Annotated in this window: 2 protein-coding genes; both read left to right on the top strand. The window is 76.6% G+C overall.

What is annotated here, in order from left to right; all coding sequences use genetic code 11:
• Positions 1 to 140 precede the first annotated feature (140 nt).
• Positions 141 to 10,292: a type I polyketide synthase gene (locus ML5_RS29315; protein ID WP_013477276.1), complete on the top strand. Its 10,152-nt coding sequence runs from the start codon at positions 141 to 143 to the stop codon at positions 10,290 to 10,292.
• A 43-nt stretch (positions 10,293 to 10,335) separates the two neighbouring features.
• Positions 10,336 to 24,951, top strand: a complete 14,616-nt coding sequence (locus ML5_RS29310; RefSeq protein WP_013477275.1) for a type I polyketide synthase — start codon at positions 10,336 to 10,338, stop codon at positions 24,949 to 24,951.
• The last annotated feature ends 14 nt before the right edge of the window (positions 24,952 to 24,965 follow it).

Below are 24,965 nucleotides of genomic sequence, written 5' to 3'. Positions count from 1 at the left end.
CGTAAGACCTGGTGGGGGGCTGAAACGCCATTTTGTCTGGCAATTCGTGGTCGGCTGAATGGGTTTGGATCTTCGCGGCTTGTGGCGTCCGTGGACGGTATTGGGTCGCTGTTTCTCTCCGACCCGAAGAGGTGGCGTCAATGGCGACTGAAGATACGCTCCGGGAGTACCTGAAATGGGTGACGGCGGACCTTCACCAGACCCGGAGGAAGCTCGGCGAGCTTGAGGCGGCCAGCCGCGAGCCGATCGCCATCGTCGGCATGGCCTGCCGATTCCCGGGCGGGGTGGGCTCGCCCGAGGAGCTGTGGGAACTCGTCGAGTCCCGCCGCGACGCCTACTCCGCGTTCCCCGCCGACCGCGGCTGGGACCTGGCGCGGCTGTTCCACCCGGACCCCGACCATCCCGGCACGTCGTACGTCGCCGAGGGCGGCTTCGTCGACTCCGCCACCGAGTTCGACGCCGCGTTCTTCGGCATCTCGCCGCGCGAGGCGCTGGCCATGGACCCCCAGCAGCGGCTGCTGCTGGAGACCTCGTGGGAGGCGTTCGAGCACGCCGGCATCGACCCCTCGACGCTGCGAGGCCACCAGGTCGGGGTGTTCGCCAGCACCACCGGCCAGGACTACGTGGGGCTGCTTCAGCAGCCGCCACCCGGCACCGAGGGCTACATCCTCACCGGCACCGCGGCCAGCGTCGTGTCCGGCCGGATCTCGTACGCGCTCGGCATCGAGGGGCCCGCCGTCACCGTCGACACCGCCTGCTCGTCGTCGCTGGTCGCGCTGCACCTGGCCTGCCAGGCGCTGCGGCAGGGCGAGTGCACCCTGGCGCTGGCCGGCGGCGCCACCGTCATGTCCACCCCGTCCGCGTTCATCGGCTTCAGCCGCCAGCGCGGCCTGGCCCTGGACGGCCGGGTCAAGTCGTTCGCCGCCGCCGCCGACGGCACCGCCTGGGGCGAGGGGGCCGGCCTGCTGCTCGTCGAGCGGCTCTCCGACGCCCGCCGCAACGGCCACCCCGTGCTCGCGGTCGTACGCGGCAGCGCCGTCAACTCCGACGGCGCGAGCAACGGCCTGACCGCCCCCAACGGCCCGTCCCAGCAGCGGGTAGTGCTCCAGGCGCTGGCCAGCGCCCGGCTCGCGCCCGAGCAGGTCGACGTCGTGGAGGCGCACGGCACCGGCACCACCCTCGGCGACCCGATCGAGGCGCAGGCGCTGCTGTCGACGTACGGGCAGGGCCGGCCGGCCGACCAACCGCTCTGGCTCGGCTCGGTCAAGTCGAACATCGGCCACACCCAGGCCGCCGCCGGCGTGGCCGGCGTGATCAAGATGGTGATGGCGTTGCGGCACGACACCGTGCCCGCCACCCTGCACGTCGACGAGCCGACGCCCAACGTGGACTGGACGGCCGGCGCGGTGTCGCTGGCCACCGAGCCGCAGCCGTGGCCCGCCGGGGAGCAGCCCCGCCGCGCCGGCATCTCCTCCTTCGGCATGAGCGGCACCAACGCCCACGTGATCATCGAGGAGGCGCCCGCCGCCGACCCGGCCCCGGCGGACGCCCCGGACGGCCCCGCCGCCGCGACCGACCCGGTCACCGTGCCCGGCACCGCCCCGGTCGACGGGGCCGGCCTCGTGCCGGTGCTGGTCTCCGCCCGCGACGCCGGATCCCTGACCGCGCAGGCCACCCGCTGGGCCGACTGGCTCGACGACCGCCCCGGGCTGCGGCTGACCGACGTCGGCTGGTCGTCGGCGAGCACCCGGGCCGGCCTGGAGCACCGCGCCGTGCTGCTCGCCACCGACCGCGCCGACCTGGCCGCCGCCCTGCGCGCGCTGGCCGCCGGCGGCGACGCCCCGGGCCTGGTCACCGGCGCGGGTCCGCGCGGCGGCAAGCTCGCGTTCCTCTTCTCCGGCCAGGGCGCGCAGCGCAGCGGCATGGGCCGCGAGCTGGCCGCCGCGTTCCCCGTCTTCGACCGGGCACTGGCCGAGGTCTGCGCCGAGCTGGACCGGCACCTGCCCCGCCCGCTCGCCCCGGTGCTCTTCGCGCCCGAGGGCGACGAGGCGGCCGGGCTGCTCAACCAGACCCTCTACACCCAGGCCGGTCTGTTCGCCGTCGAGGTCGCGCTGTTCCGGCTCCTGGAGAGCTGGGGGGTCGTCCCGGACGTGCTGCTCGGCCACTCGATCGGCGAGCTCTCCGCCGCGCACGCGGCCGGCGTGCTGTCGCTGCCCGACGCCGCCACGTTGGTGGCCGCCCGGGGCCGGCTGATGCAGGCCCTGCCGGCCGGCGGCGCGATGCTGGCCGTCCAGCTCCCCGCCGACGCCGTCCGGTCCGCTCTGGCCGACGTCGAGGACCGGGTCGCGGTGGCCGCCGTCAACGGGCCCACCGCCGTCGTCGTCTCCGGCGCCGCCGACGCCGTCGAGGAACTCGAACGCCGCTGGGCCGACCAGGGCGTACGCACCAGGCCGCTGCGGGTCAGCCACGCCTTCCACAGCCCGCTGATGGAACCGATGCTCGCCGAGTTCGCCGCCGTGGTGCGCCGGCTGGAGCTGCACCCGCCGGCGCTGCCGATCGTGTCGAACCTGACCGGCGCCGTCGCCGACCCCGACGAGATCCGCACCTCCGAGTACTGGGTGCGGCACGTGCGGGAGGCGGTCCGCTTCGCCGACGGCGTCGAGCAGCTGCGCGCCCTGGGCGTGCGTACGTTCCTGGAGGTCGGCCCCAGCGGAGTGCTCACCGCGCTGACCCGCGACGTCCTGGCCGACGACGAGACCTCCGCCGTGGCGCTGCTGCGCCGCGACCGCCCCGAGCCCACGTCGGCGCTCACCGCCCTCGCCGAGCTGCACGTCGGCGGGGTGGAGGTCGCCTGGACGAGGCTGTACGCGGGAGCCGACACCGCGCGGGTGCCGCTGCCCGGGTACGCCTTCCGCCGCCGGCGCTTCTGGCCCGAGCCGCCGCCCGCCGGCCCCGGCCCCGCCTCCTCCGACGGCGACGACGAGTTCTGGACCGCCCTGGAGCAGGCGGACGTCGACACGCTGCGCGGCGAGCTGGGCGACGACGAGCAGGTACGGGCGCTGCTGCCGGCCCTGCCCGCGCTGTCCTCCTGGCGCCGGTCCCGGCGGGAACGCTCCCTCGTGGACGGGTGGTCGTACCAGGTGAGCTGGCAGCCCGTGCCGGTCGAGGACGGCGACGCCCCGGCGGGCCGCTGGCTGGTTGTGCTGCCCGCCGAGGACGCGCCGGCGTGGGCCGACGGCCTGGCCGGGCTCTTCGGCGACGCCGAGCCGCTGGTGCTGCGCGTCGGCGCCGCGGACCTGGACCGCGCGGCGCTCGCCGCCCGGCTCCGGATGCTGACCGGCGACCGCGGTGTCGACGGCGTGCTCGCCGTCGTCGCCGGCCAGGACCGGCTGCTGCCCGAGCACCCCGGCGTGACCCTCGCCGCCGCCGGCACCCTCGCCCTCGTCCAGGCGATGACCGACCTGGACCTGGTGGCGCCGCTGTGGTGCGTCACCAGCGGCGCGGTGGCGGCGGCCCCGGGCGACCGGGTCGTGCACCCGCTGCAGACCGAGGTCTGGGGCCTCGGCCGCGCGGCGGCCGTCGAGCAACCGCACCGCTGGGGCGGCCTGGTCGACGTGCCGGCCACCGTCGACGCCGCCATCACCCGGCGGCTCGCCGCCGTGCTGGCCGGCCACGGCGGCGAGGACCAGGTGGCCGTGCGCCCCGGCGGAACCTGGGCCCGGAGGCTCACGCCGGCCCCGCCGACGACCGACGAGAACCCCGCCGGCGACTGGTGGTCCGGCGCCGTCCTGGTCACCGGCGGCACCGGCGCCCTCGGCGGCCACGTCACCCGCTGGCTGCTCGACCGGGGCGCCGGGCGGGTGGTCCTGGCCAGCCGCCGGGGCGCCGCCGCCCCCGCCGTGGCGGACCTGCTCGACCGGTACGGAGCCGACGGGCGGGTCACCGCCGCCACCTGCGACGTCACCGACCGGCGGTCCGTGGCGGACCTGGTCGGCTCGCTGCCCGACCTGACGGCGGTCGTGCACGCCGCCGGCACCGACCAGCTCACCCCGATCACCGACACCACCCTCGACGAGTTCTCCCACGTCGTCGCGGGCAAGGTGCTCGGCGCCCTGCACCTCGACGCCTGCCTCGCCGAGCGCGACCTCGCCGCGTTCGTCATGTTCTCCTCCATCTCCGGCGTGTGGGGCAGCGCCGGGCAGTGCGCGTACGGCGCCGGCAACTCTCTGCTGGACGGCCTGGCCGTCAACCGGCGCGACCGGGGCCTGCCGGCCACCGCCGTGTCCTGGACGGCCTGGGGCGGCGCGCACGGCATGGCCGCCGAGAACGTCGCCACCGAGCAGCTCAACCGGATGGGCCTGCCGCCCGTCGACCCGGAGAAGGCGCTCGTCGCCCTCGACCGGGCGCTGCGCCGGCCCACGCCCTGCGTGACCGTCGCCGACGTCGACTGGAGCCGGTTCCACCCCGCGTTCACAGTGGCCCGGCCCAGCCCGTTCCTCGGCGACCTGCCGCAGGTGCGGGCGCTCGTCGCCGAGGAGGAGGCCGCCACGCCGGCGGACGGGGTCGCCGCGCCATTGCGCCACCTCGCGGCGCTCCCGGCCGCGGAGCAGGAGCGGGAGCTGCTGCGCCTGGTCAACGAGCAGACCGCGGCGGTGCTGGGCCACGCCACCCCCGACGAGCTGCGCGGCCGCCCGTTCAAGGACCTCGGCTTCGACTCGCTGACCGCCGTGGACTTCCGGGGACGGTTGAACGCGGCCACCGGCCTGCGGCTGCCCACCACACTGGTCTTCGACTACCCGACCCCCGCCGAGCTGGCCGCGCACCTGCGCGAGCTGGTCTCCGGCGCCGCCCCGGCCGCCGCCCCGCAGACCGTCGTCGTCGATGCCGACGAGCCCGTCGCGATCGTCGGCATGGCCTGCCGCTACCCCGGCGGCGTCGACGGGCCGGAGGCGTTCTGGCGGCTCGTCGCCGACGGCGTGGACGCCATCTCGCCGTTCCCCACCGACCGGGGCTGGGAGATACCCGAGCCGGCCGAGGGGACGCACCCGCCGGCGGGCGGCTTCCTCCACGACGTGGCGGACTTCGACCCCGCCTTCTTCGAGATCTCGCCCCGCGAGGCCCTCGCCATGGACCCGCAGCAGCGGCTCACCCTGGAGACGTCCTGGGAGGCACTGGAGCGGGCCGGGGTGGACCCCGCGTCGCTGCGCGGCAGCCGTACGGGCGTCTTCGTGGGCGCTTCCACCTCCGGCTACGGCACGGGCCTGACCGAGGTCCCCGAGGGCGTCGAGGGCTACCTGATGACGGGCGCCGCGCACAGCGTCATCTCCGGCCGGGTCGCGTACGCCCTCGGGCTGGAGGGCCCCGCCGTCACCGTCGACACCGCCTGCTCCTCGTCGCTGGTGGCGCTGCACCTCGCCGGGGCGGCGCTGCGGCGCGGCGAGTGCGACCTGGCGCTGGCCGGCGGCGTGGCCGTGATGGCCACCCCGACGGCGTTCCAGGAGTTCTCCCGCCAGGGCGGCCTCGCCTCCGACGGGCGGTGCAAGTCCTTCGCCGCGACGGCGGACGGCACCGGCTGGTCCGAGGGCGTCGGCATGCTGCTCGTGCAGCGGCTCTCCGACGCCCGGCGGCAGGGCCGCCGCGTCCTCGCCGTCGTCCGCGGCTCCGCCGTCAACTCCGACGGCGCGTCGAACGGCCTGACCGCCCCCAACGGCCCCTCCCAGCAGCGGGTGATCCGGCAGGCGCTGGCCGGCGCCGGGCTGGCGGTCACCGACGTGGACGTCGTCGAGGCGCACGGCACCGGCACCGTCCTCGGTGACCCGATCGAGGCGCAGGCGCTGCTGGCGACGTACGGGCAGGACCGGGGCGACGCCGGCCCGCTGCTGCTGGGCTCGGTCAAGTCGAACATGGGCCACGCGCAGGCCGCCGCCGGTGTGGCCGGCGTGATCAAGGTGGTGCTGGCGATGCGGGAGGGGACCGTACCGGCGACGCTGCACGTGGACGAGCCGTCGCCGCACATCGACTGGTCGGCCGGCGACGTGGAACTGGTGACCCGGTCCCGGCCGTGGCCGGCCGTCGACCGGCCCCGCCGCGCGGCGGTCTCCTCGTTCGGCATCTCCGGCACGAACGCCCACGTGGTCGTCGAGCTGCCCACCGACGCGCCCGCCGACGCGCCCGCCGACGCCGAGCCGGTCGACGCACCGATGCCGCCCGCAGCCGCTGCGGAGGGGGAACGCGCCGCCGGGCTGCTCACCGCCGACGTGGTGGCCTGGCCCGTCTCGGCCCGCTCCACCTCGGCCCTGGCCGCGCAGGCGTCCCGGCTGGCCCGGCACCTTCGCGCGTACCCCGGCCTCGCCCCGGCGGCGGTCGGCTGGTCGCTCGCCGCGACCCGCTCGGCGTTCGACCGGCGCGCCGCCGTGCTCGGCGCGACCCCCGGCGAGCTGCTGGCCGGCCTGGACGCGCTCGCCGCCGGCACCCCGGCCGGCAACGTCGTGACCGGCACCGTCGCCAACCACGGCGCGGGCCCGGTGTTCGTCTTCCCGGGCGCCACCCCGGCGGGGGCGGTGGCCGCACTGGTGGGCCGCTGCCCGGTCTTCGACGACACCCTCGCCGAGTGCCGGCAGGCCCTCGCGCCCTGGGTCGACGTCGATCCGGCCGCCCTGCTCACCGGCGCGGACGCCTCCTGGGGCGAGCGGCCGGAGCTGGCCCGGCCCGTGCTGTTCGCCGTCGGGGTGGCGCTCGCCGCCGTCTGGCGGCACGCCGGCGTCACCCCCGCCGCTGTCGTCGGCACCGGCGACGGCGAGGTCGTGGCCGCGTACGTGGCGGGCCTGCTGTCCCTGCCCGACGCCGCCCGCACGGTGGCGTTGCGGGCCCGCGCCGCCGCCGGCCACCTGGACCCCGACGGCCTCCGCGCCGCCCTCGCGGGGCTCGCCCCGCAGCCGGGGACCGCCCGGCTGGCCTCCACGTTCACCGGCGACTGGGCCGATTCGGCCCGCCTCGGTGTCGACCACTGGGCCGACCTGACCGGCCTTGGTGTCGACCGGGCGGGCCCCGGTGCCGACCCGGCCGGCCTCGGAGCGGCGCCGACCGCCTCCGGCGCCGACCGCCCGGCCGATATCGCCGGGGGACCGGAGCGGCTCGACGCCGCCCTGCGCGCCGCCGTCGCGGCCGGACACGTGACATTCGTGGAGGTCTCGCCGGAGCCGGCACTGGCCGCCCGGGTCGCCGCCGCGCTCGACGCGGCCGGCACCCCCGGGCACGTCCTGAACACCCTCGGCGGCTCGGCCGACGCCGCCACCCGGCTGCTGACCGGCCTCGCCACCGCGCACACCCTCGGCCTGGCGGTGGACCACCGCCGGCTGCTGCCCGAGGCCGAGCCCGTCGACCTGCCCACGTACGCCTTCGACCGGAACCGCTTCTGGCTGGAGCGCACCGGCGCGCACCGCTCGGTCCTGCCCGCAGTGGGCCTCGACGTGGTCGACCACCCGCTGCTCAGCGCGGTGGCCGACCTGCCCGGCGACGAGGGCCTGCTGTTCACCGGCCGGATCACCCTCGCCACCCACCCCTGGCTCGCCGACCACGCCGTGCTGGGCACGGTGCTGCTGCCCGGCACAGCCCTGGTGGAGCTCGCGTCCTGGACCGGCCGGCAGGCCGGCACGGCGACCGTCGCCGAGCTGAACCTGGAGGCGCCGCTGGCGATCCCCACCGAGGGCGGAATCGACCTGCGGGTCCGCGTCGGCCCGCCGGACGAGACCGGGCACCGGCCCGTCGCCGTCCACACCCGGCGCGACGACGACACCGGACCCGACGGTTCCCGGGCCTGGCAGCGGCACGCCTCCGGCCAGCTCGCCGACACCGTCGACCCGGACCCCGTGCCGGCCGCCGTGTGGCCGCCCGCCGACGCCGAGCCGATCGCCCTCGACGGGCTCTACGCCCGGCTCGCCGCCCAGGGCTACCACTACGGCCCCACCTTCCGGGCGCTGCGCGCCGCCTGGCGCTCGGGCCGGGACATCCTCGCCGAGGTCGCCCTGGACGCCGACGCGTCCACCGACACCACGGCCTTCTCCGTGCACCCGGCCCTGATGGACGCGGCGCTGCACGCCATCGGCGCCAGCGCCACGGACGGCGCCACCGACGCCACGGCCGGCGACCCCGCCGGTGGCGCGTCGGGCACCGAGGGCGGCCCCGACATCCGCCCGGGCCTGCCGTTCACCTGGTCGGGCGTCACCATCCGACCCACCCGCGCCCGCGAACTGCGGATCCGGCTGCGCGCCACCGACGCCGGCTCCGTGGCCCTGACCGTGACCGACACGGGCGCCACCCCGGTCGCCTCCGTCGACGGTCTGGTCCTGCGGCCCATCTCCGGCGAGCAGCTCAGCGCCGCCCGCCGCTCGGCCAGCCGGTCCCTGCACCGCCTCGACTGGGTCGCCCCCGCCACCGGCCGCGCCGACGCCACCTCCCGGCTCGTCGTCCTCGGCGCCGACTGGCCCGGCGCCGACCGGCACCCGGACCTGTCGACGCTCGTCGCCGACGTACGCGCTGGTGCCGCCGCACCCGACGCGGTGGTGGTGACCTGCGCCGGAACCGCCGCCGGCGAGCCACACCCGGCCGCCCAGGCGCACCGGGTCGCCCACCGGATGCTCGCGCTGGCCCAGCAGTGGCTCGCCGAGGAGTCCCTCACCGCCGCCCGGCTGGTGGTGGTCACCTGCGGCGCGGTCCGGGTCGACCCGGACGAGCGGATCGCCGACGTGCCGGCCGCCACCGCCTGGGGCCTGCTGCGCTCGGCCCAGTCGGAGAACCCCGACCGGATCGTGCTCCTCGACGTCGACGACGACGCCCCGGCCGCCGCGCTGCTGCCGGCCGCTCTCGCCACGGGCGAACCCCAGCTCGCCGTACGTGCCGGGCAGCTCCGGGTGCCCCGGCTGACCCGGCTCGGCCCGCCCCCGGCCGACGCGCCGGGCCCCGACCTGGCCGCCGGCACCGTCCTGGTGACCGGGGCGACCGGTCTGCTCGGGCGGCTCGTGGCACGGCGGCTCGTCACCCGCCACGACGTACGGCACCTGCTGCTGGTCAGCCGCAGCGGGGCGGACGCACCGGGCGTCGCCGCGCTGGTCGACGACCTGGCCGGGCTGGGTGCCACCGCCCGGGTGGCCGCCTGCGACGTCACCGACCGCGATGCGCTCGCCCTGCTGGTCGATGAGCTCCCCGCCGACCAGCCGCTGACCGGCGTGGTGCACGCCGCCGGGGTACTCGACGACGGCGTCCTGCCCGCGCTCACCCCGGAGCGCTTCGACGCCGTGCTGCGTCCCAAGGTCGACGCGGCGTGGCACCTGCACGAGCTGACCGAGAAGCTGGACCTGGCCGCGTTCGTGCTCTTCTCCTCGGCGGCCGGCCTGTTCGGCGGCCCCGGGCAGGCCAACCATGCGGCGGCGAACTGTTTCCTCGACGCCCTCGCCCAGCACCGGCGCGACCGGGGACTCCCGGCGCTCTCGCTGGCCTGGGGCCCGTGGGTGAACGACACCGGCGACGGGCGGACCGGGCACGTCGACGAGGCCCGGATGAACCGGGGCGGCTTCGTGCCGCTCGGCGCCGAGGAGGGCATGGACCTGTTCAGCGAGGCCCTGCGCTTCGCCGAGCCGGTGGTCGTACCGGTCAACCTGGACCTCGCCCTGATCGGCCGGCACGGGCCGGCGGCGGTGCCGCCGGTGCTGCGGTCGCTGGTGCGGCCGGCGACGACCGGCGCGGTACGGGCCGCCGAACGCGATCCGGCCGAGGCGCTGCGGGAGACCCTCGCCGCCACGGCGGAGGCCGACCGCGACCAGGTGCTCTCCGACCTGGTGCGGACCCACGCCGCCGCGGTCCTCGGCTACGCGTCGATCCGCTCGATCGACGCCGAGCGCGGCTTCGTCGAGCTGGGCTTCGACTCGCTGACCGCGGTCGAGTTCCGCAACCGGCTCAACGCGGCCACCGGGCTGCGGCTGCCGTCCACGCTGATCTACGACCGGCCGACCACGGCCGCGCTGGTCGAGTACCTGCGGGGCGCGCTGCTGGCGGAGCGGAGCACCTCCGCGCTGACGGTGCTCGGCGAGCTGAACAAGCTGGAGCACGCCATGCGGGCGGTGGCCTCTGCCGACACCGACCGGGCCGCCGTCGGCGCCCGGCTGCGCGAACTGCTCTCCCTGTGGACCTACACCGAGTCCGGTGCGGACTCCGCCGCCGACGAGGGCGCCAGCCTCGAGTCGGCCTCCGCCGAGGAGATCTTCAGCCTGCTGGACGAAGAGTTCGGCTCGGCCTGATCCGGCATGTCGCACACCTCGAACCCCGATACGGAGTGGCCCGATGCCCACTGAGGCAGAGTTCCTCGACTACCTCCGGCGTGCGACTGCCGACCTGCGCGACGCGCGTCGGCGGGTACGCGAGGTGGAGGCCAAGGACCGCGAGCCGATGGCAGTCATCGGCATGGCGTGTCGGTTCCCGGGCGGCGTGTCCAGCCCGGCGGAGCTGTGGGACCTCGTCGACCGGGGCGGCGACGGGGTGGGCGACTTCCCGGCCGACCGGGGCTGGGACCTGGAGCGGCTCTTCGACGTCGACCCGGACAACCCGGGCACGTCGACCAGCAGCCAGGGTGGCTTCCTCTACGACGCGCCGCAGTTCGACCCGGGCTTCTTCGGCATCAGCCCCCGCGAGGCCCTGGCGATGGACCCCCACCAGCGGTTGCTGCTGGAGACCTCCTGGGAGGCGTTCGAGCACGCCGGCATCGACCCGCAGGCGCTGCGCGGCAGCCGGACCGGCGTCTTCGCCGGGGTCATGTACCACGACTACGCGTCGCGGGTGCTGGACCTGCCCGACGGCGTCGAGGGCTACATCGGCACCGGCAACTCCGGCAGCGTGGTGTCCGGGCGGGTGGCGTACACATTCGGGCTGGAGGGCCCAGCCGTCACTGTGGACACGGCGTGCTCGTCGTCGCTGGTCGCCGTGCACCTCGCCACGCAGTCGCTGCGCCAGCGGGACTGCGACTTCGCCCTCGCCGGCGGCGTCACCGTGATGTCCACCCCCGGCACGTTCGCCGACTTCTCCCGCCAGCGGGGCCTGGCCTCGGACGGCCGCTGCAAGTCCTTCGCCGCCGCCGCCGACGGCACCGGCTGGTCCGAGGGCGTCGGCGTGCTGCTCCTGCAACGGCTCTCCGACGCCCGCCGCGACGGCCGCCGGATCCTCGCCGTGGTCCGGGGCAGCGCCGTCAACCAGGACGGCGCCAGCAGCGGGCTCACCGCGCCCAACGGACCGTCACAGGAGCGGGTCATCCGGCAGGCTCTCGCCAACGCCCGGCTCTCGCCGGCCGACATCGACGTGGTCGAGGCGCACGGCACCGGCACCACCCTCGGCGACCCCATCGAGGCACAGGCACTGCTGGCCACGTACGGGCAGGACCGGGGCGAAGGCGGGCCGCTCTGGCTGGGCTCGGTCAAGTCGAACCTGGGCCACACTCAGGCTGCCGCCGGTGCCGCCGGCCTGATCAAGATGATCGAGGCGATCCGGCACCGCACCATGCCCGCCACCCTGCACGTCGACGAGCCCTCCCCGCACATCGACTGGTCCGCCGGGCAGGTCTCGCTGCTGACCGAGGCACGCACGTGGTCGGCCACCGACCGGCCGCGCCGGGCCGCCGTGTCGTCCTTCGGCATCAGCGGTACGAACGCGCACGTCATCCTGGAGGAGGCGCCCGTCGACGACGCCCCGTCCACGGAGGAGGCCCCGTCCGCCGCCGACGCGCCGGTGGCGCTTCCGCTCGCCCCGGTGTTCCTCTCCGCCCGTACGCCCGAGGCGCTCGCCGGGCAGGCCGGCCGTTGGGCCGACCACCTCGCCCGCGCCGACTCCCCGCGCCCGGTGGACGTCGCGGCCTCCTCGGTCAGCCGCGCGGGACTGGAGCACCGCGCGGTCGTCCTGGCCGGCGACGCGGACGACCTGCTCGCCGGGCTGCGGGCCCTCGCCGCAGGCGAGCCGGCCGGCACCGTCACCACCGGCGCGTCGGCGCCGCGCGGCCGGGTGGCCTTCCTCTTCTCCGGTCAGGGCGCGCAGCGCGCCGGTATGGGTCGTGAGCTGTACGCGGCCTTCCCGGTCTTCGCCGCCGCCTTGGACGAGGTGTGTGCTCACCTCGACCCGCTGCTGCCGCGCCCGCTGCGCGAGGTGCTCTTCGCCGGGGCGGGCACGCCCGAGGCGGAGCTGCTGGACCAGACGGTGTTCACCCAGGCGGGGCTGTTCGCCGTCGAGGTGGCCCTGTTCCGCCTGGTCGAGTCGTTCGGTGTCGCGCCGGACCTGGTGGCCGGGCACTCCATCGGTGAGATCGCGGCGGCGCATGTGGCGAGCGTGCTTTCCCTGGCCGACGCGTGCGCGCTGGTCGCGGCGCGGGGTCGGCTGATGCAGGCCCTGCCGGCGGGCGGCGGCATGCTCGCCGTGGCAGCCGACGAGGCCGCGGTGGCCGCCTCCCTGGCGGGGATGACCGGCCGGCTGGACGTGGCCGCCGTGAACGGCCCCGCCGCCGTGGTGGTGGCGGGCGACGCCGAGGCCCTCGACGAGGTGCAGCGGGTGTGGTCCGAGCGGGGCGTGCAGACCCGCCGCCTGCGGGTCAGCCACGCCTTCCACAGCGCGCGGATGGACCCGATGCTGGCCGAGTTCGCGGCCGTCGCCGAGGGGCTGACGTTCCGGCCGCCGACGATCCCGGTGGTGTCGAACCTGACCGGCCGCGTCGCCGACGCCGACCAGCTCTGCGACCCGGGCTACTGGGTGCGCCACGTACGCGGCACGGTGCGCTTCGCCGACGCCGTCGACTGCCTGCGCGCCGGGGACGTCGACACCTACCTCGAGGTCGGACCGAACGGCGTCCTGACCGCCATGGCGCAGAACTGCCTCGCCGAGCGCTCGGACGACGAACCGGCGCCCCTGCTGGTGTCCGCGTCGCGCCACGACCGCCCCGAGCCGCAGGCCCTCCTGGAAGCCCTCGCAGCGCTGCACGTGCACGGCGTGACCGTCGGCTGGGCGGACCTGCTCGGCCGGGCCGGCGGCCGGCACCTGGACCTGCCGACGTACGCCTTCCAGCACCAGCGCTACTGGCTGGAGCCGGCGGGCCGCTGGACGGACGTGTCCGGGGCGGGCCTCGGCGTGGCCGGGCATCCGCTGCTCGCCGCGGCCGTCTCCGTGGCCGGCGCGGACATGGTGGTCCTGACCGGCCGCCTCTCGACGTCGACGCACGCGTGGCTCGCCGACCACGTCGTCTCCGGCGCGGTGATCGTGCCGGGCGCCGCCCTGGTGGAGTTGGCGGTGCGGGCGGGCGACGAGGTGGGCGCGTCGCGGGTGCGGGAGTTGACCGTGGCCGCGCCGCTGGTGCTGCCGCAGGCGGGTGCGGTGCGGGTGCAGGTGCGCGTCGGCGCGGCCGACGAGACCGGCGTGCGATCGGTGACCGTGCACTCGCAGCCCGAGGAGGCCGCCGACCCGGAGTGGGTCCGGCACGCGGAGGGTGTGCTGGAGCCGGCGTCGGCCGACGAGCCGGGCGTGGGGGAGTGGCCGCCGGTCGACGGCGTCGAGGTGGACGTGGCGGGCTGGTACCCGACCCTGGCGGAGCACGGCCTGTCGTACGGGCCGGTGTTCCGGGGGCTGCGCCGGGTGTGGACCGTCGGCGAGGACGTGTACGCCGAGGTGGCGTTGCCGGACGAGGTGGCCGGTGACGCCGCGGGGTTCGGCGTGCACCCGGCGCTGCTGGACGCCGCGCTGCATCCGATCGGGTTGCTGTCCGGCTTGGAGGGCTCGGGTGGGCCTCGGGTGCCGTTCGCGTTCGAGGGTGTGCAGGTGTATGCCTCGGGTGCGCGGGTGCTGCGGGTGCGGCTCACGCGCGCGGGTTCGGCGGTGCGCCTGGTCGCGTGCGACGAGTCGGGCGCGGCCGTGGTCTCGGTCGACACCCTCGCCCTGCGCGAGCTGACCGGGGTGTCGTCGTCCCCGGACGCGTCGGCCCGATCGCTGTTCGAACTCACCTGGCAGGCCCAGGAGGTCGCCCCAGCCGGGGACGCCTCCGGGTGGGCGCTGCTGGGCTCGCCCGCCGCCGCCACCGACCTGCCGGCCGTCGCTGAGCTGCCGGTGTACGCCGACGTCGAGGCGGTCGCCGTGGCGTCGGGTGTGGCGCCGCGTCTGTTGCTGGTGCCGGCGGGTGGCCTGCGCCGGGCCCTTCACGTCGGGACGGAACCTGCTTCGGCCCCCGGTGAGATGCCCGCCGCCGCCGTCGACAACGGCCCCGAGTCGGTGCGGGCGGCGACGTCGCAGGTGCTGGCGACGGTGCGGTCCTGGCTGGCGGCCGACGCGCTGGCGGAGTCGCGGTTGGTCGTGGTGACCCGGGGTGCGGTGTCGGTCGGGGACGGAGACCGGGTCACCGACCTGGCCGCAGCGGCGGTCTGGGGTCTGCTGCGCTCGGCGCAGTCGGAGCACCCGGGTCGCATCGTCCTGGCGGACGTCGACGGTGATGTGGACGCCGGGCTGCTGGATGTGCTGACTTCCGTGGCCGACGAGCCGGTGGCGTTCGGTGGTCAGGTCGCGGTGCGTGCGGGCGAGGTGTTCGTACCGCGTCTGGTGCGCGCGGTCGCCCCGGCGTCGGTGGAGACGCCGGTCGTGGGTGACGGTGCGGTGCTGGTGACCGGCGGTACGGGTGCGCTCGGGGCGTTGGTCGCGGAGCATCTGGTGTCGGCGTACGGCGTGCGGTCGCTGGTGCTGGTGTCGCGTCGTGGCCCGGCGGCTGCGGGTGCCGGTGAGTTGTCGGAGCGGCTGACCGCGCTGGGTGCGTCGGTGCGGGTGGTCGCCTGCGACGTGACGGACTGGGATCAGGCGTCCGCCCTGGTGGCGGAGGTTTCCGCTGGAGGCCGGCTGGCGGGTGTGGTGCACACCGCCGGTGTCCTGGACGACGGCGTAGTCGAGGGGCTGACCGCCGAGCGGCTTCGTGCGGTGCTGGCGCCGAAGGTGTCGGCGGGTTGGTTCCTGCACGAGGCGACGGCGGGTCTGGGTCTGGATCTGTTCGTGGTGTTCTCGTCGGTTGCGGGTGTGCTGGGTTCGCCGGGTCAGTCGGCGTACGCGGCGGGTAACGCGTTCCTCGACGCCCTGGCGGTCTACCGGCGGCAGCTCGGGTTGCCTGCCGTCAGCCTCGCCTGGGGCATGTGGGACACCGCCGGCATGGCCGCGTCCCTCGACGACGCCGACCGGGCGCGATCGGCGCGGGGCGGCCTCACGGCGATGAGCGCCGAGACCGGGTTGCGCCTGTTCGACGCGGCGCTCACCGCAGACCGCCCCGCCCTGGTGCCCGCCGTGATCGACCTGTCCGCCCTCCGGGCCGCCGTCGGCGCCGGCCCGGTGCCGCCGATGCTCCGCAACCTGATCGGTACGACCACGATCCGGCGCCAGGCGGGACAGGGCACCACCTGGGCGACCCGTATCGGTGGCCTGACCGCCGATGAGGCGCGCGCCCAGGTCGACGTGCTGGTACGCGGCCTCGTCGCGCAGGTGCTCGGGCACGGCGGGGCGGAAGCCGTGCCTGCCGACCGGGCGTTCCGCGAGCTGGGCTTCGACTCGCTGACCGCCGTCGACCTGCGCAACCGTGTGAACGCGGCCACCGGCCTGCGGCTGCCCTCGACGCTGGTGTTCGACTACCCTACGCCGCAGGCGCTCGCCGTCCACGTGCACGCCGAACTCGCCGGCGCCGCCGGCGGTCCCGCCGCGCCGGGCGCGCGGACCACCACCCGCGCCGACGAGCCGCTCGCCATCGTCGGCATGGCCTGCCGCTACCCGGGCGGCGTCGAGACGCCCGACCAGTTGTGGGCGCTGCTGGCCGCCGGCGGGGAGGGGATCGAGGAGTTCCCCACCGACCGTGGCTGGGACCTGGAGAGCCTGTTCGACCCCGACCCGGACCACCCCGGGACGTCGTACACCCGGCACGGCGGCTTCCTGTATGACGCGGGTGCGTTCGACCCGGCGTTCTTCGGCATCTCGCCGCGTGAAGCCCTGGCGATGGACCCGCAGCAGCGGTTGTTGCTGGAGGCGTCGTGGGAGACGTTCGAGTCCGCCGGTCTCGATCCGCAGCGGTTGCGGGGCAGCCGGACCGGTGTCTTCGCCGGCGTCATGTACCACGACTACGCGTCGCAGCTCATGGAGCTGGCCGGCGAGGTCGAGGGCTACGTCGGCACCGGCAACTCGGGCAGCGTGCTGTCCGGGCGGGTGGCGTACACGTTCGGCCTCGAAGGCCCGGCGGTCACCGTCGACACGGCCTGCTCGTCCAGCCTCGTCGCGCTGCACCTCGCCGCGCAGGCGTTGCGGTCGGGTGAATGTGACCTCGCCCTGGCTGGCGGCGTGACGGTGATGGCGACGCCGGGGACGTTCATCGAGTTCTCCCGGCAGCGGGGGTTGTCGCAGGACGGCCGGTGCAAGTCGTTCGCCGCCTCGGCCGACGGCACCGGCTGGAGCGAGGGCGTGGGTGTCCTGCTCGTGCAGCGGCTCTCCGACGCCCAGCGGGAAGGCCGGCGCATCCACGCCGTCCTGCGGGGTACGGCTGTGAACCAGGACGGTGCGTCCAACGGCCTGACCGCGCCGAACGGTCCGTCGCAGCAGCGCGTGATCCGGCAGGCCCTCGCGAACGCGCGCCTGACTCCGGCGGACGTGGACGCCGTGGAGGCACACGGCACGGGCACGACCCTCGGTGACCCGATCGAGGCGCAGGCTCTGCTGGCGACGTACGGGCAGGAGCGTCCGCAGGATCGGCCGTTGCTGTTGGGGTCGGTGAAGTCGAACATCGGGCACACGCAGGCGGCTGCGGGTGTGGCTGGTGTGATCAAGATGGTCATGGCGATGCGGCACGGTCTGGTGCCGGCGACGTTGCATGTGGACGAGGCGTCGCCGCATGTGGATTGGTCGGCCGGGGCGGTGGCCCTGGCTACGGAGGCGACCCCGTGGCCGCGGGTGGACCGTCCGCGTCGGGCGGCGGTGTCGTCGTTCGGGATCTCCGGCACGAACGCGCATGTGATCATCGAGCAGCCACCCGCCGAGACGATCGACGCGCGGCCCGCCGACCGGCCGCGCCCCGGACTCGTACCCCTGGTGCTCTCCGCCGCGGACGCTCCGGCGCTGCGCGACCAGGCGGCCCGGCTGGGCGCGCACCTCGCGGCACACCCGGAGCTGGCGCCGGCCGACGTCGCACACGCCCTGGTCACCACCCGGACCGCGTTCGCGCACCGCGCCGTCGTCCTCGGCCGCGACACAGTCGGCCTGACGCGCGCCTTGGAGTCGTTCCACCTCGGCGAGGCCACCCCCGCCACGGTCACCGGCACCGCGCTGCGCGGCGGCGACCCGATCCTCGTCTTCCCCGGCCACGGCGACCCGTGGCCCGCCGCGACGGTCGAGCTGCTGGACCGGGCACCGGAGTTCGCCGCCGTGATCGCCGCCTGCGAGGCGGCCCTCGCCCCCCACGTGGACTGGTCGCTCGCCGCCGTGCTGCGCGGCGCGGACGGCGCCCCGACCCCGGCCGACCCCGGGGTGGCGCCGGCCGTCCGGTGGGCCGTGGCCGTCTCGCTGGGACGCTGGTGGCGCTCGCTCGGCGTACGGCCCGCCGCCGTGCTCGGGCACGCCCACGGGGCGCTCGCGGCCGCCTGCGTGGCCGGCGCGCTGTCGCCGGAGGACGCGGCGAGGACGATCGCCCTCGGCAGCCGGGCCGGCGCCGACCCGGACGCGCTGGCCGGGACCACCCTCGGGGCGGCCGAGGTGCCGCTGTACTCGGCCGTGACCGGCGGACGGGTCGACACCGACGGCCTCGACGCCGCCCGGTGGTACCGGGAACTGTCCGCCGACGCCGACGCCGACGCCGACGCCGACGCCGACGCCTTACGCGTCCTGCTCGACGAGGGCCACCGGGTCTTCCTCGAGGCCGCTCCCGCGTCCGTGCTCGCCGCCGGGATCCGCGAGAGCGCGCGGGCCGACGACGCCGTCGTGGTGGCCGCCGAGGACACCCTGGCCGGTGGCTGGCAGCGCATGCTGACGGTCCTCGCCGGGCTGCACGTGCACGGCGTGCCGGTCGACTGGACGGCGATCCTGGGCGCCCCCACCGGCCCGCCGGTCGCGCTGCCCACGTACGCCTTCCAGCGCCAGCGCTACTGGCCGCAGCCGACGTCAGCGACCGCCCCCGCCCTCGCCGTCGCCGACGAGGCGGACCGGAAATTCTGGGAGGCCGTGGAACGCGCCGACGCACAGGCGCTGGCCGCCGCGATGCGCATCGACGAGGCCACGGCCCGCTCCCTCGACCCCGCGCTGCCGCTGCTCTCCTCGTGGCGTCGGCGCCGCCGCGAAGAGTCCACCGTCGACTTGTGGCGCTACCGGGTGACCTGGAAGCCGCTGACCGTCGCGGAGGCCACCCTCGCCGGCACCTGGCTGCTGGTCGTGCCGGCCGCCGGCGTCGAGCACCCCCTGGTCGACGGCGTCGCCCGGGTGCTGGGCGAGGGCGGGGCCGAGGTCGTCCGGATCGACGCGACGGAGCCGGACCGGCAGGCGCTTGCCGACCGGCTCGCGCGTACCGGTGGGCCCGTCGCCGGCGTGCTCTCGCTGCTCGGCCTGGACGACGCGCCGCACCCGGCCCACCCGGTCGTCCCGGCGGGCCTCGCCGCCACGTACGCACTGGTCCAGGCCCTCGGCGACGCCGGAATCACAGCGCCGCTGTGGTGCGCCACCGCCGGTGCGGTCTCGACCGGCCGGGCCGACCAGCTCGACCGCCCCCGGCAGGCGATGCTCTGGGGGCTCGGCCGGGTGGTCGCCCTGGAGCACCCGGACCGCTGGGGTGGCCTCGTCGACCTGCCCACGAAGCTGGACCCCCGGGACCGGGCCCGGCTCGTGGCGGTGCTGGCCGGCGTCGACGCCGAGGACCAGCTGGCGCTGCGCCCCTCCGGGGTGTTCGCCCGGCGGCTGGTCCGGGCCCGCGCCGACCGGACGGCGACCGGGGACTGGCGTCCCGCCAGCGGCGCCGTCCTGGTCACCGGCGGCCTCGGGTCGATCGGGGCCCAGGTCGCGCGCTGGCTGGCCCGCGAGGGCGTCGGCGAGCTGGTGCTGACCGGCCGCCAGGGGCCCGCCACGCCCGGCGCCGACGCGCTGGCCGACGAACTGCGCGCCGCCGGTGCCACCGTCACCGTGGCCGCCTGCGACGTCGCGGACCCCGCCGCCGTACGGGCCCTCGTCGAGCGGCTGGCCGGGCAGGGCACCCGCGTCGGGGCCGTGTTCCACACCGCGGGCGTGGCCCACGCCGCGCCGGTCGCGGCCACCGACGTGGCCGACCTCGCCGACGCCCTGCGGGCCAAGGTGGCCGGCGCGGTGAACCTGGACGAGGCGTGCGGCGACGATCTGTCGGCGTTCGTGCTCTTCTCCTCCGGCGCGGGCGTCTGGGGCGGCGGGCACCAGGGCGGCTACGCCGCCGCCAACGCCTTCCTCGACGCGCTCGCCGAGGACCGGCGACGGCGCGGCCGGGCCGCCACCGCCATCGCCTGGGGCGCCTGGGACGGCGGCGGCATGGTCGACGCCGAGGGCGCCGCCGACCAGATGTTCCGCTCGGGCGTCCGGGCCATGCGCCCCGACCTCGCGGTCTCCGTGCTGGCCGGGGCGCTCGACGACGGCGACACCACGCTCACCGTGGCGGACATCGCCTGGGACCGGTTCCTCCAGACCTACACGCTGGCCCGCCCCCGGCCGCTGATCGCCGACGTCCCCGAGGTGGCGCGGCTGCTCGCCGCCGGGCAGCGCGACGCCGACCCGTCCGACACGGCCTCGCCGCTGCGCGGCCGGCTGGCCGGCCTCGCCGAACCGGAGCGGCGCCGGGTCCTGCTCGACCTCGTACGGGTCCACGCGGCGGCGGTGCTGCGGCTGGCCTCGCCGCAGGCGCTCGCTGCGGACCGGTCGTTCCGGGAGATCGGCTTCGACTCGCTCAGCGCCGTCGAGATGCGCAACCGGCTCGCCGAGGCGGTGGGGCTGAACCTGCCGGCGACCCTGGTGTTCGACCGCCCGACGCCCGACGCCCTCGCCGAGCACCTGGCGGGCAGGCTCGCGGGCGACGACAGCCCGGCGGCGGTTCCCACCCGGGCCGCCACCGCGCTGGACGAGCCGATCGCCATCGTCTCGATGAGCTGCCGCTACCCCGGCGGCGTCGCCGGCCCCGAGGACCTGTGGCGACTCGTCGCCGAGGGGCGCGACGGCATCGCGGAGTTCCCGGCCGACCGGGGCTGGGACCTGGCGGCCATCTACGACCCCGACCCCGACCGGCCCGGCACCTCGTACGTGCGGGAGGGCGGCTTCCTCACCGACGCCGCCGGCTTCGACGCGGCCCTGTTCGGCATCTCCCCGCGCGAGGCGATGGTGATGGACCCGCAGCAGCGGGTGCTGCTGGAGAGCGCCTGGGAGTTGTTCGAGCGGGCCGGCACCGCGCCGGCCGACATGCGGGAGACCAACACCGGCGTCTTCGTCGGCACCAACGGCCAGGACTACGCGACGCTGCTGATGGCCGCCCGGGTCGAGACCGAGGGCTACCAGGCCACCGGCAACGTCGCCGCCGTCATCAGCGGTCGGCTGGCGTACCACTTCGGGTTGCAGGGCCCGGCCGTCAGCGTCGACACCGCCTGCTCGTCGTCGCTGGTGGCGCTGCACCTGGCCTGCCAGTCCCTGCGGCAGGGCGAGTGCGACGTCGCGGTCGCCGGCGGCGTGACGGTGATGGCCACCCCCGGCCCGTTCCTCGAGTTCGCCCGGCAGCGTGGGCTCGCCCTCGACGGCCGGTGCAAGTCGTTCGCCGGGGCCGCCGACGGCACCGGCTGGGGCGAGGGCGTCGGCCTGGTGATGTTGCAGCGGCTCTCCGACGCCCAGCGCGACGGCCGGCGGATCCTTGCCGTCGTCCGCGGCTCGGCGATGAACCAGGACGGCGCCAGCAACGGCCTGACCGCGCCCAACGGGCCCGCCCAGGAGCGGGTGATCAACCAGGCGCTGGCCAACGCGCGGCTGACCGCCGCCGACGTGGACGCCGTCGACGGGCACGGCACCGGCACCCGGCTCGGCGACCCGATCGAGGCGCAGGCGCTCCTGGCCACGTACGGGCAGGACCGGCCCGCCGACCGGCCGCTGCTGCTCGGCTCGGTCAAGTCGAACATCGGCCACACCCAGGCCGCCGCCGGGGTCTCCGGCGTGATCAAGATGGTGCTGGCGCTCCAGCACGACCTGCTGCCGCCCACCCTGCACGTGGACGAGCCGTCGCCGCACGTGGACTGGTCGGCGGGCGCCGTCGCGCTGCTGACCGAGGCGCAGCCGTGGCCGGACGTGGAGCGGCCTCGCCGGGCCGCCGTGTCGTCGTTCGGCGTCAGCGGCACCAACGTGCACGTCATCCTCGAACAGGCGCCGGCCGCGCCGCCGGCCGACACCGGCACGCCCCGCCCCGCCGCCGGGCCGCCGGTGCTGCCCTGGGTCGTCTCGGCCGACACCGCCGACAGCCTGCGGGCCCAGGCGGCCCGGCTGGCCGACTGGCTGCCGCAGACCGCCGCGTCCGCCGCCGACGTGGCCCGGGCACTGGCGACCGGACGGTCCCCGCTGCGGCACCGCGCGGTGCTGCTCGCCGAGGACGCCGACGCCGCCCTCGGCGGCCTGCGGGCCCTCGCCGCCGGGCAGGAGCACCCCGGGCTCACCCGGGGCGTCGCCGAGCCCGGCGGGGCGCTGGCGATGCTCTTCTCCGGCCAGGGCGCCCAGCACGCCGGCATGGGCCGCCGCCTGTACGAGACGTTCCCCGTCTTCGCGGCGGCCGTCGACGAGGCGTGCCAGCACCTGGACGCGTACCTGCCGCGGCCGCTGCGCACGGTGCTGTTCGCCGAGCCCGGCACCGCCGAGGCCGACCTGCTCGACCAGACGGTCTTCACCCAGGCCGGGCTCTTCGCCGTCGAGGTGGCGCTGTTCCGGCTGCTCGAACACTGGGGGATCCGGCCCGACTTCGTGGCCGGGCACTCCGTCGGGGAGATCAGCGCGGCCCACGTCGCCGGGGTGCTCGACCTGCCCGACGCCTGCGCGCTCGTCGGCAACCGGGGCCGGCTGATGCAGGCCCTGCCCGCCGGCGGCGGGATGCTGGCCGTCGCCGCGCCCGAGGTTGACGTGCTGCGGGCGCTGGACGGCACGCCGGGACAGGCGGCCGTCGCCGCCGTGAACGGGCCGGCCGCCGTCGTCGTCGCCGGCGCCGACGAGGCGCTGGCCGGGTTGGCCGCCCACTTCGCCGACCTCGGCGTACGCACCAAGCGGCTGCGGGTCAGCCACGCCTTCCACAGCCCGTTGATGGAGCCGATGCTCGCCGAGTTCGCGGCCGTCGCGGCGACCCTGTCGTACGCCCCGCCGACGGTGTCGCTGGTGTCGAACCTGACCGGCGCGGTCGTCGACGCCGAGCAGCTCTGCACCCCCGGCTACTGGGTGCGCCACGTCCGGGAGGCGGTCCGCTTCGCCGACACCGTCACCCACCTGCACGCCCACGGGGTGACGCGGTTCCTGGAGGTCGGGCCGGACACCGTGCTGACCGCACTGACCGCCGACGCGCTGCCGGTGGACGCCCCGATCGTCGTGACCGGTGTGCAGCGGCCCGGCCAGGACGAGGTGACCACCCTGCTCGGCGCGGTGGCCGAGCTGTACTGCCACGGCATGCCCGTACGCTTCCCGGCGCTGCTTCCCGGTGGCGGCCACGTGGACCTGCCCACGTACGCGTTCGCCCACCAGCGGTTCTGGCCGACCCTCGACGCGGTGCCGGGGCCCACCCCCGCCACCACCCCCGACGACGTCGACTCGGCGTTCTGGCGGGCCGTGGCATCGGGCGACGGCGACGAACTCTCCAGCCGGCTCGGACTCGACGCGGACCGGCCGCTGCGGAAGCTGCTGCCGGACCTGGACCGGTGGCGGCGCCGGCAGCGGGAGGACACCCTCGCCGGCGGCTGGCGCTACCGGATCACCTGGCGTCCGCGGGCCCTCGCGGCGGGCGCCGTCGAGGGCACCTGGACCCTTGTGCACAGCGGCACCGGCCAGCCGGTCGCCGACCGGCTCGCCGAACTGCTCACCGCCCGGGGCGGTGACGTGCGGCAGATCGTCGTCGATCCGGCGACGATCGACCGGAACGCGCTCGCCGGGCAGCTCGCCGCCGCGGCGCCCGCCCGGATCGTGTCGCTGCTCGCCCTCGACGAGCGGGCGCACCCCGAGCGCCCGGCCGTGCCGCTGGGCCTGACCGCGAACCTCGCCCTCGTGCAGGCGGTCACGGACGCCCTGCCCCCGGCACCGTTGTGGCTGCTCACCCGGCAGGCAGTCGCCACCGGCGCCGACGACCCCGTCGCCCGCCCCGCCCAGGCCACCACGTGGGGCCTCGGCCTGGTGACCGCGCTGGAACACCCCCGGCACTGGGGTGGCCTGCTGGACCTGCCCGCCACCCTGGACACCGCCGCCGCCGAGGGAGTCCTGGCGGCCCTCACCGCCGCCGGCGACGAGGACCAGCTCGCGGTGCGCGACTCCGGGACGTACCTGCGGCGGCTGGAGCGCGCGCCCCGCGCCGAGGCACCGGCCGGCTGGCAGGCACCGGACACCGTCCTGGTCACCGGCGGCACCGGCGCCGTCGGCCGGTACGCCGCAGGCTGGTTCGTCCGGCACGGCGCGCGGCGACTGCTGCTGGTCAGCCGGCGCGGCGCGGCCGCCCCCGGGGCCGACGAGGCGGTGGCGGAACTGGCCGCCCTCGGCGCCGAGGCCCGGGTGCTGGCCTGCGACCTGGCCGACCGGGACGCCGTCGCGGACCTCGTGCGCTCCCTGCGCGCCGACGGCGAGACCGTGCACGCGGTGGTGCACGCCGCCGGGGTGGGCCGGCTCAACCCGGTCGCCGCCGTGACCGAGGCGGAACTCGCCGACGTCGTCTCCGGCAAGATCGCCGGCGCCCGGCACCTCGGCGAGCTCCTCGACCCGGAGCCGCTCGACCTGGTCGTGCACTTCTCCTCCATCGCGGCCGTCTGGGGCGTCGGCGACCACGGCGCGTACGCCGCCGGCAACGCCTTCCTGGACGCCTGGGCGCAGTCCCGGCCTGCCGGGCGGGCCCGGCACCTCTCGGTGAACTGGGGCCCCTGGGCCGGCGGCGGCATGGTGACCGACGCGCACGCCGCGGCCATGAGCCGGCGCGGGGTGTCCCTGCTCGACCGGGAACCGGCGATGGCCGCCCTGCGCGCCGGCCTCGACGGCGACGACACCGCCCTCACCGTCGCCGACATCGACTGGGACCGCTTCGCGCCGGTGTTCGCCTCCGCCCGGCCCCGGCCGCTGATCAGCGAGATCGCCGAGGTGGCCGCGCAGGCCGCGGCGGCGCGTGCCACCGCCGAGGAGGGCGACCAGGTCGCCGGCGAACTGCGCAAGCGGCTCGGCGAGCTGTCGCAGGCCGAACAGGTACGGCTGCTGGTCGACCTCATCCGCACCGCCGCGGGCGAGGTCATCGGCCACGACACCCCGTACGCGGTGGAGGCCGGGCGGCCCTTCCGGGACCTCGGCTTCGACTCGCTCACCGCCGTGGAGCTGCGGGGCCGGCTGGCCCGCTCGACCGGGCTGAGCCTGCCCAGCTCGGTGGTGTTCGACCACCCGACCCCGCAGGCGCTGGCCGAGCACCTTCGGGCCGAACTGCTCGACGAGGCGTCGGTGGAGGCGCTGCCCACCCTCGCGGAGCTGGACCAGTTGGAGAGCGTCCTCGCGCTGCGCGACCCGGACGACATCGGCCGGGTGCGGATCACGATGCGCCTGCACAGCCTGCTCGAACGGCTCGGCGTCGCGGAGGAACGCCGGGAGGAGACCGCCGAGGTGGCCGACCGGCTGCGGGCGGCCAGCAACCAGGAGCTGTTCGACCTCATCGACCAGGACCTCGGGCTCTCCTGAGCCGTACGGGGACC

The organism is Micromonospora sp. L5, assembly GCF_000177655.2.
Taxonomy (GTDB): domain Bacteria; phylum Actinomycetota; class Actinomycetes; order Mycobacteriales; family Micromonosporaceae; genus Micromonospora; species Micromonospora aurantiaca.
The sequence above is the reverse complement of the archived record's forward strand: the minus strand, read 5'-3'. Positions and strand labels throughout refer to the sequence as shown.

Excerpts from the sequence above, each read along its gene's own strand:
- ML5_RS29315 (WP_013477276.1), top strand. The coding sequence starts at position 141 with ATGGCGACTGAAGATACGCTCCGGGAGTACCTGAAATGGGTGACGGCG.
- ML5_RS29310 (WP_013477275.1), top strand. The coding sequence starts at position 10,336 with ATGCCCACTGAGGCAGAGTTCCTCGACTACCTCCGGCGTGCGACTGCC.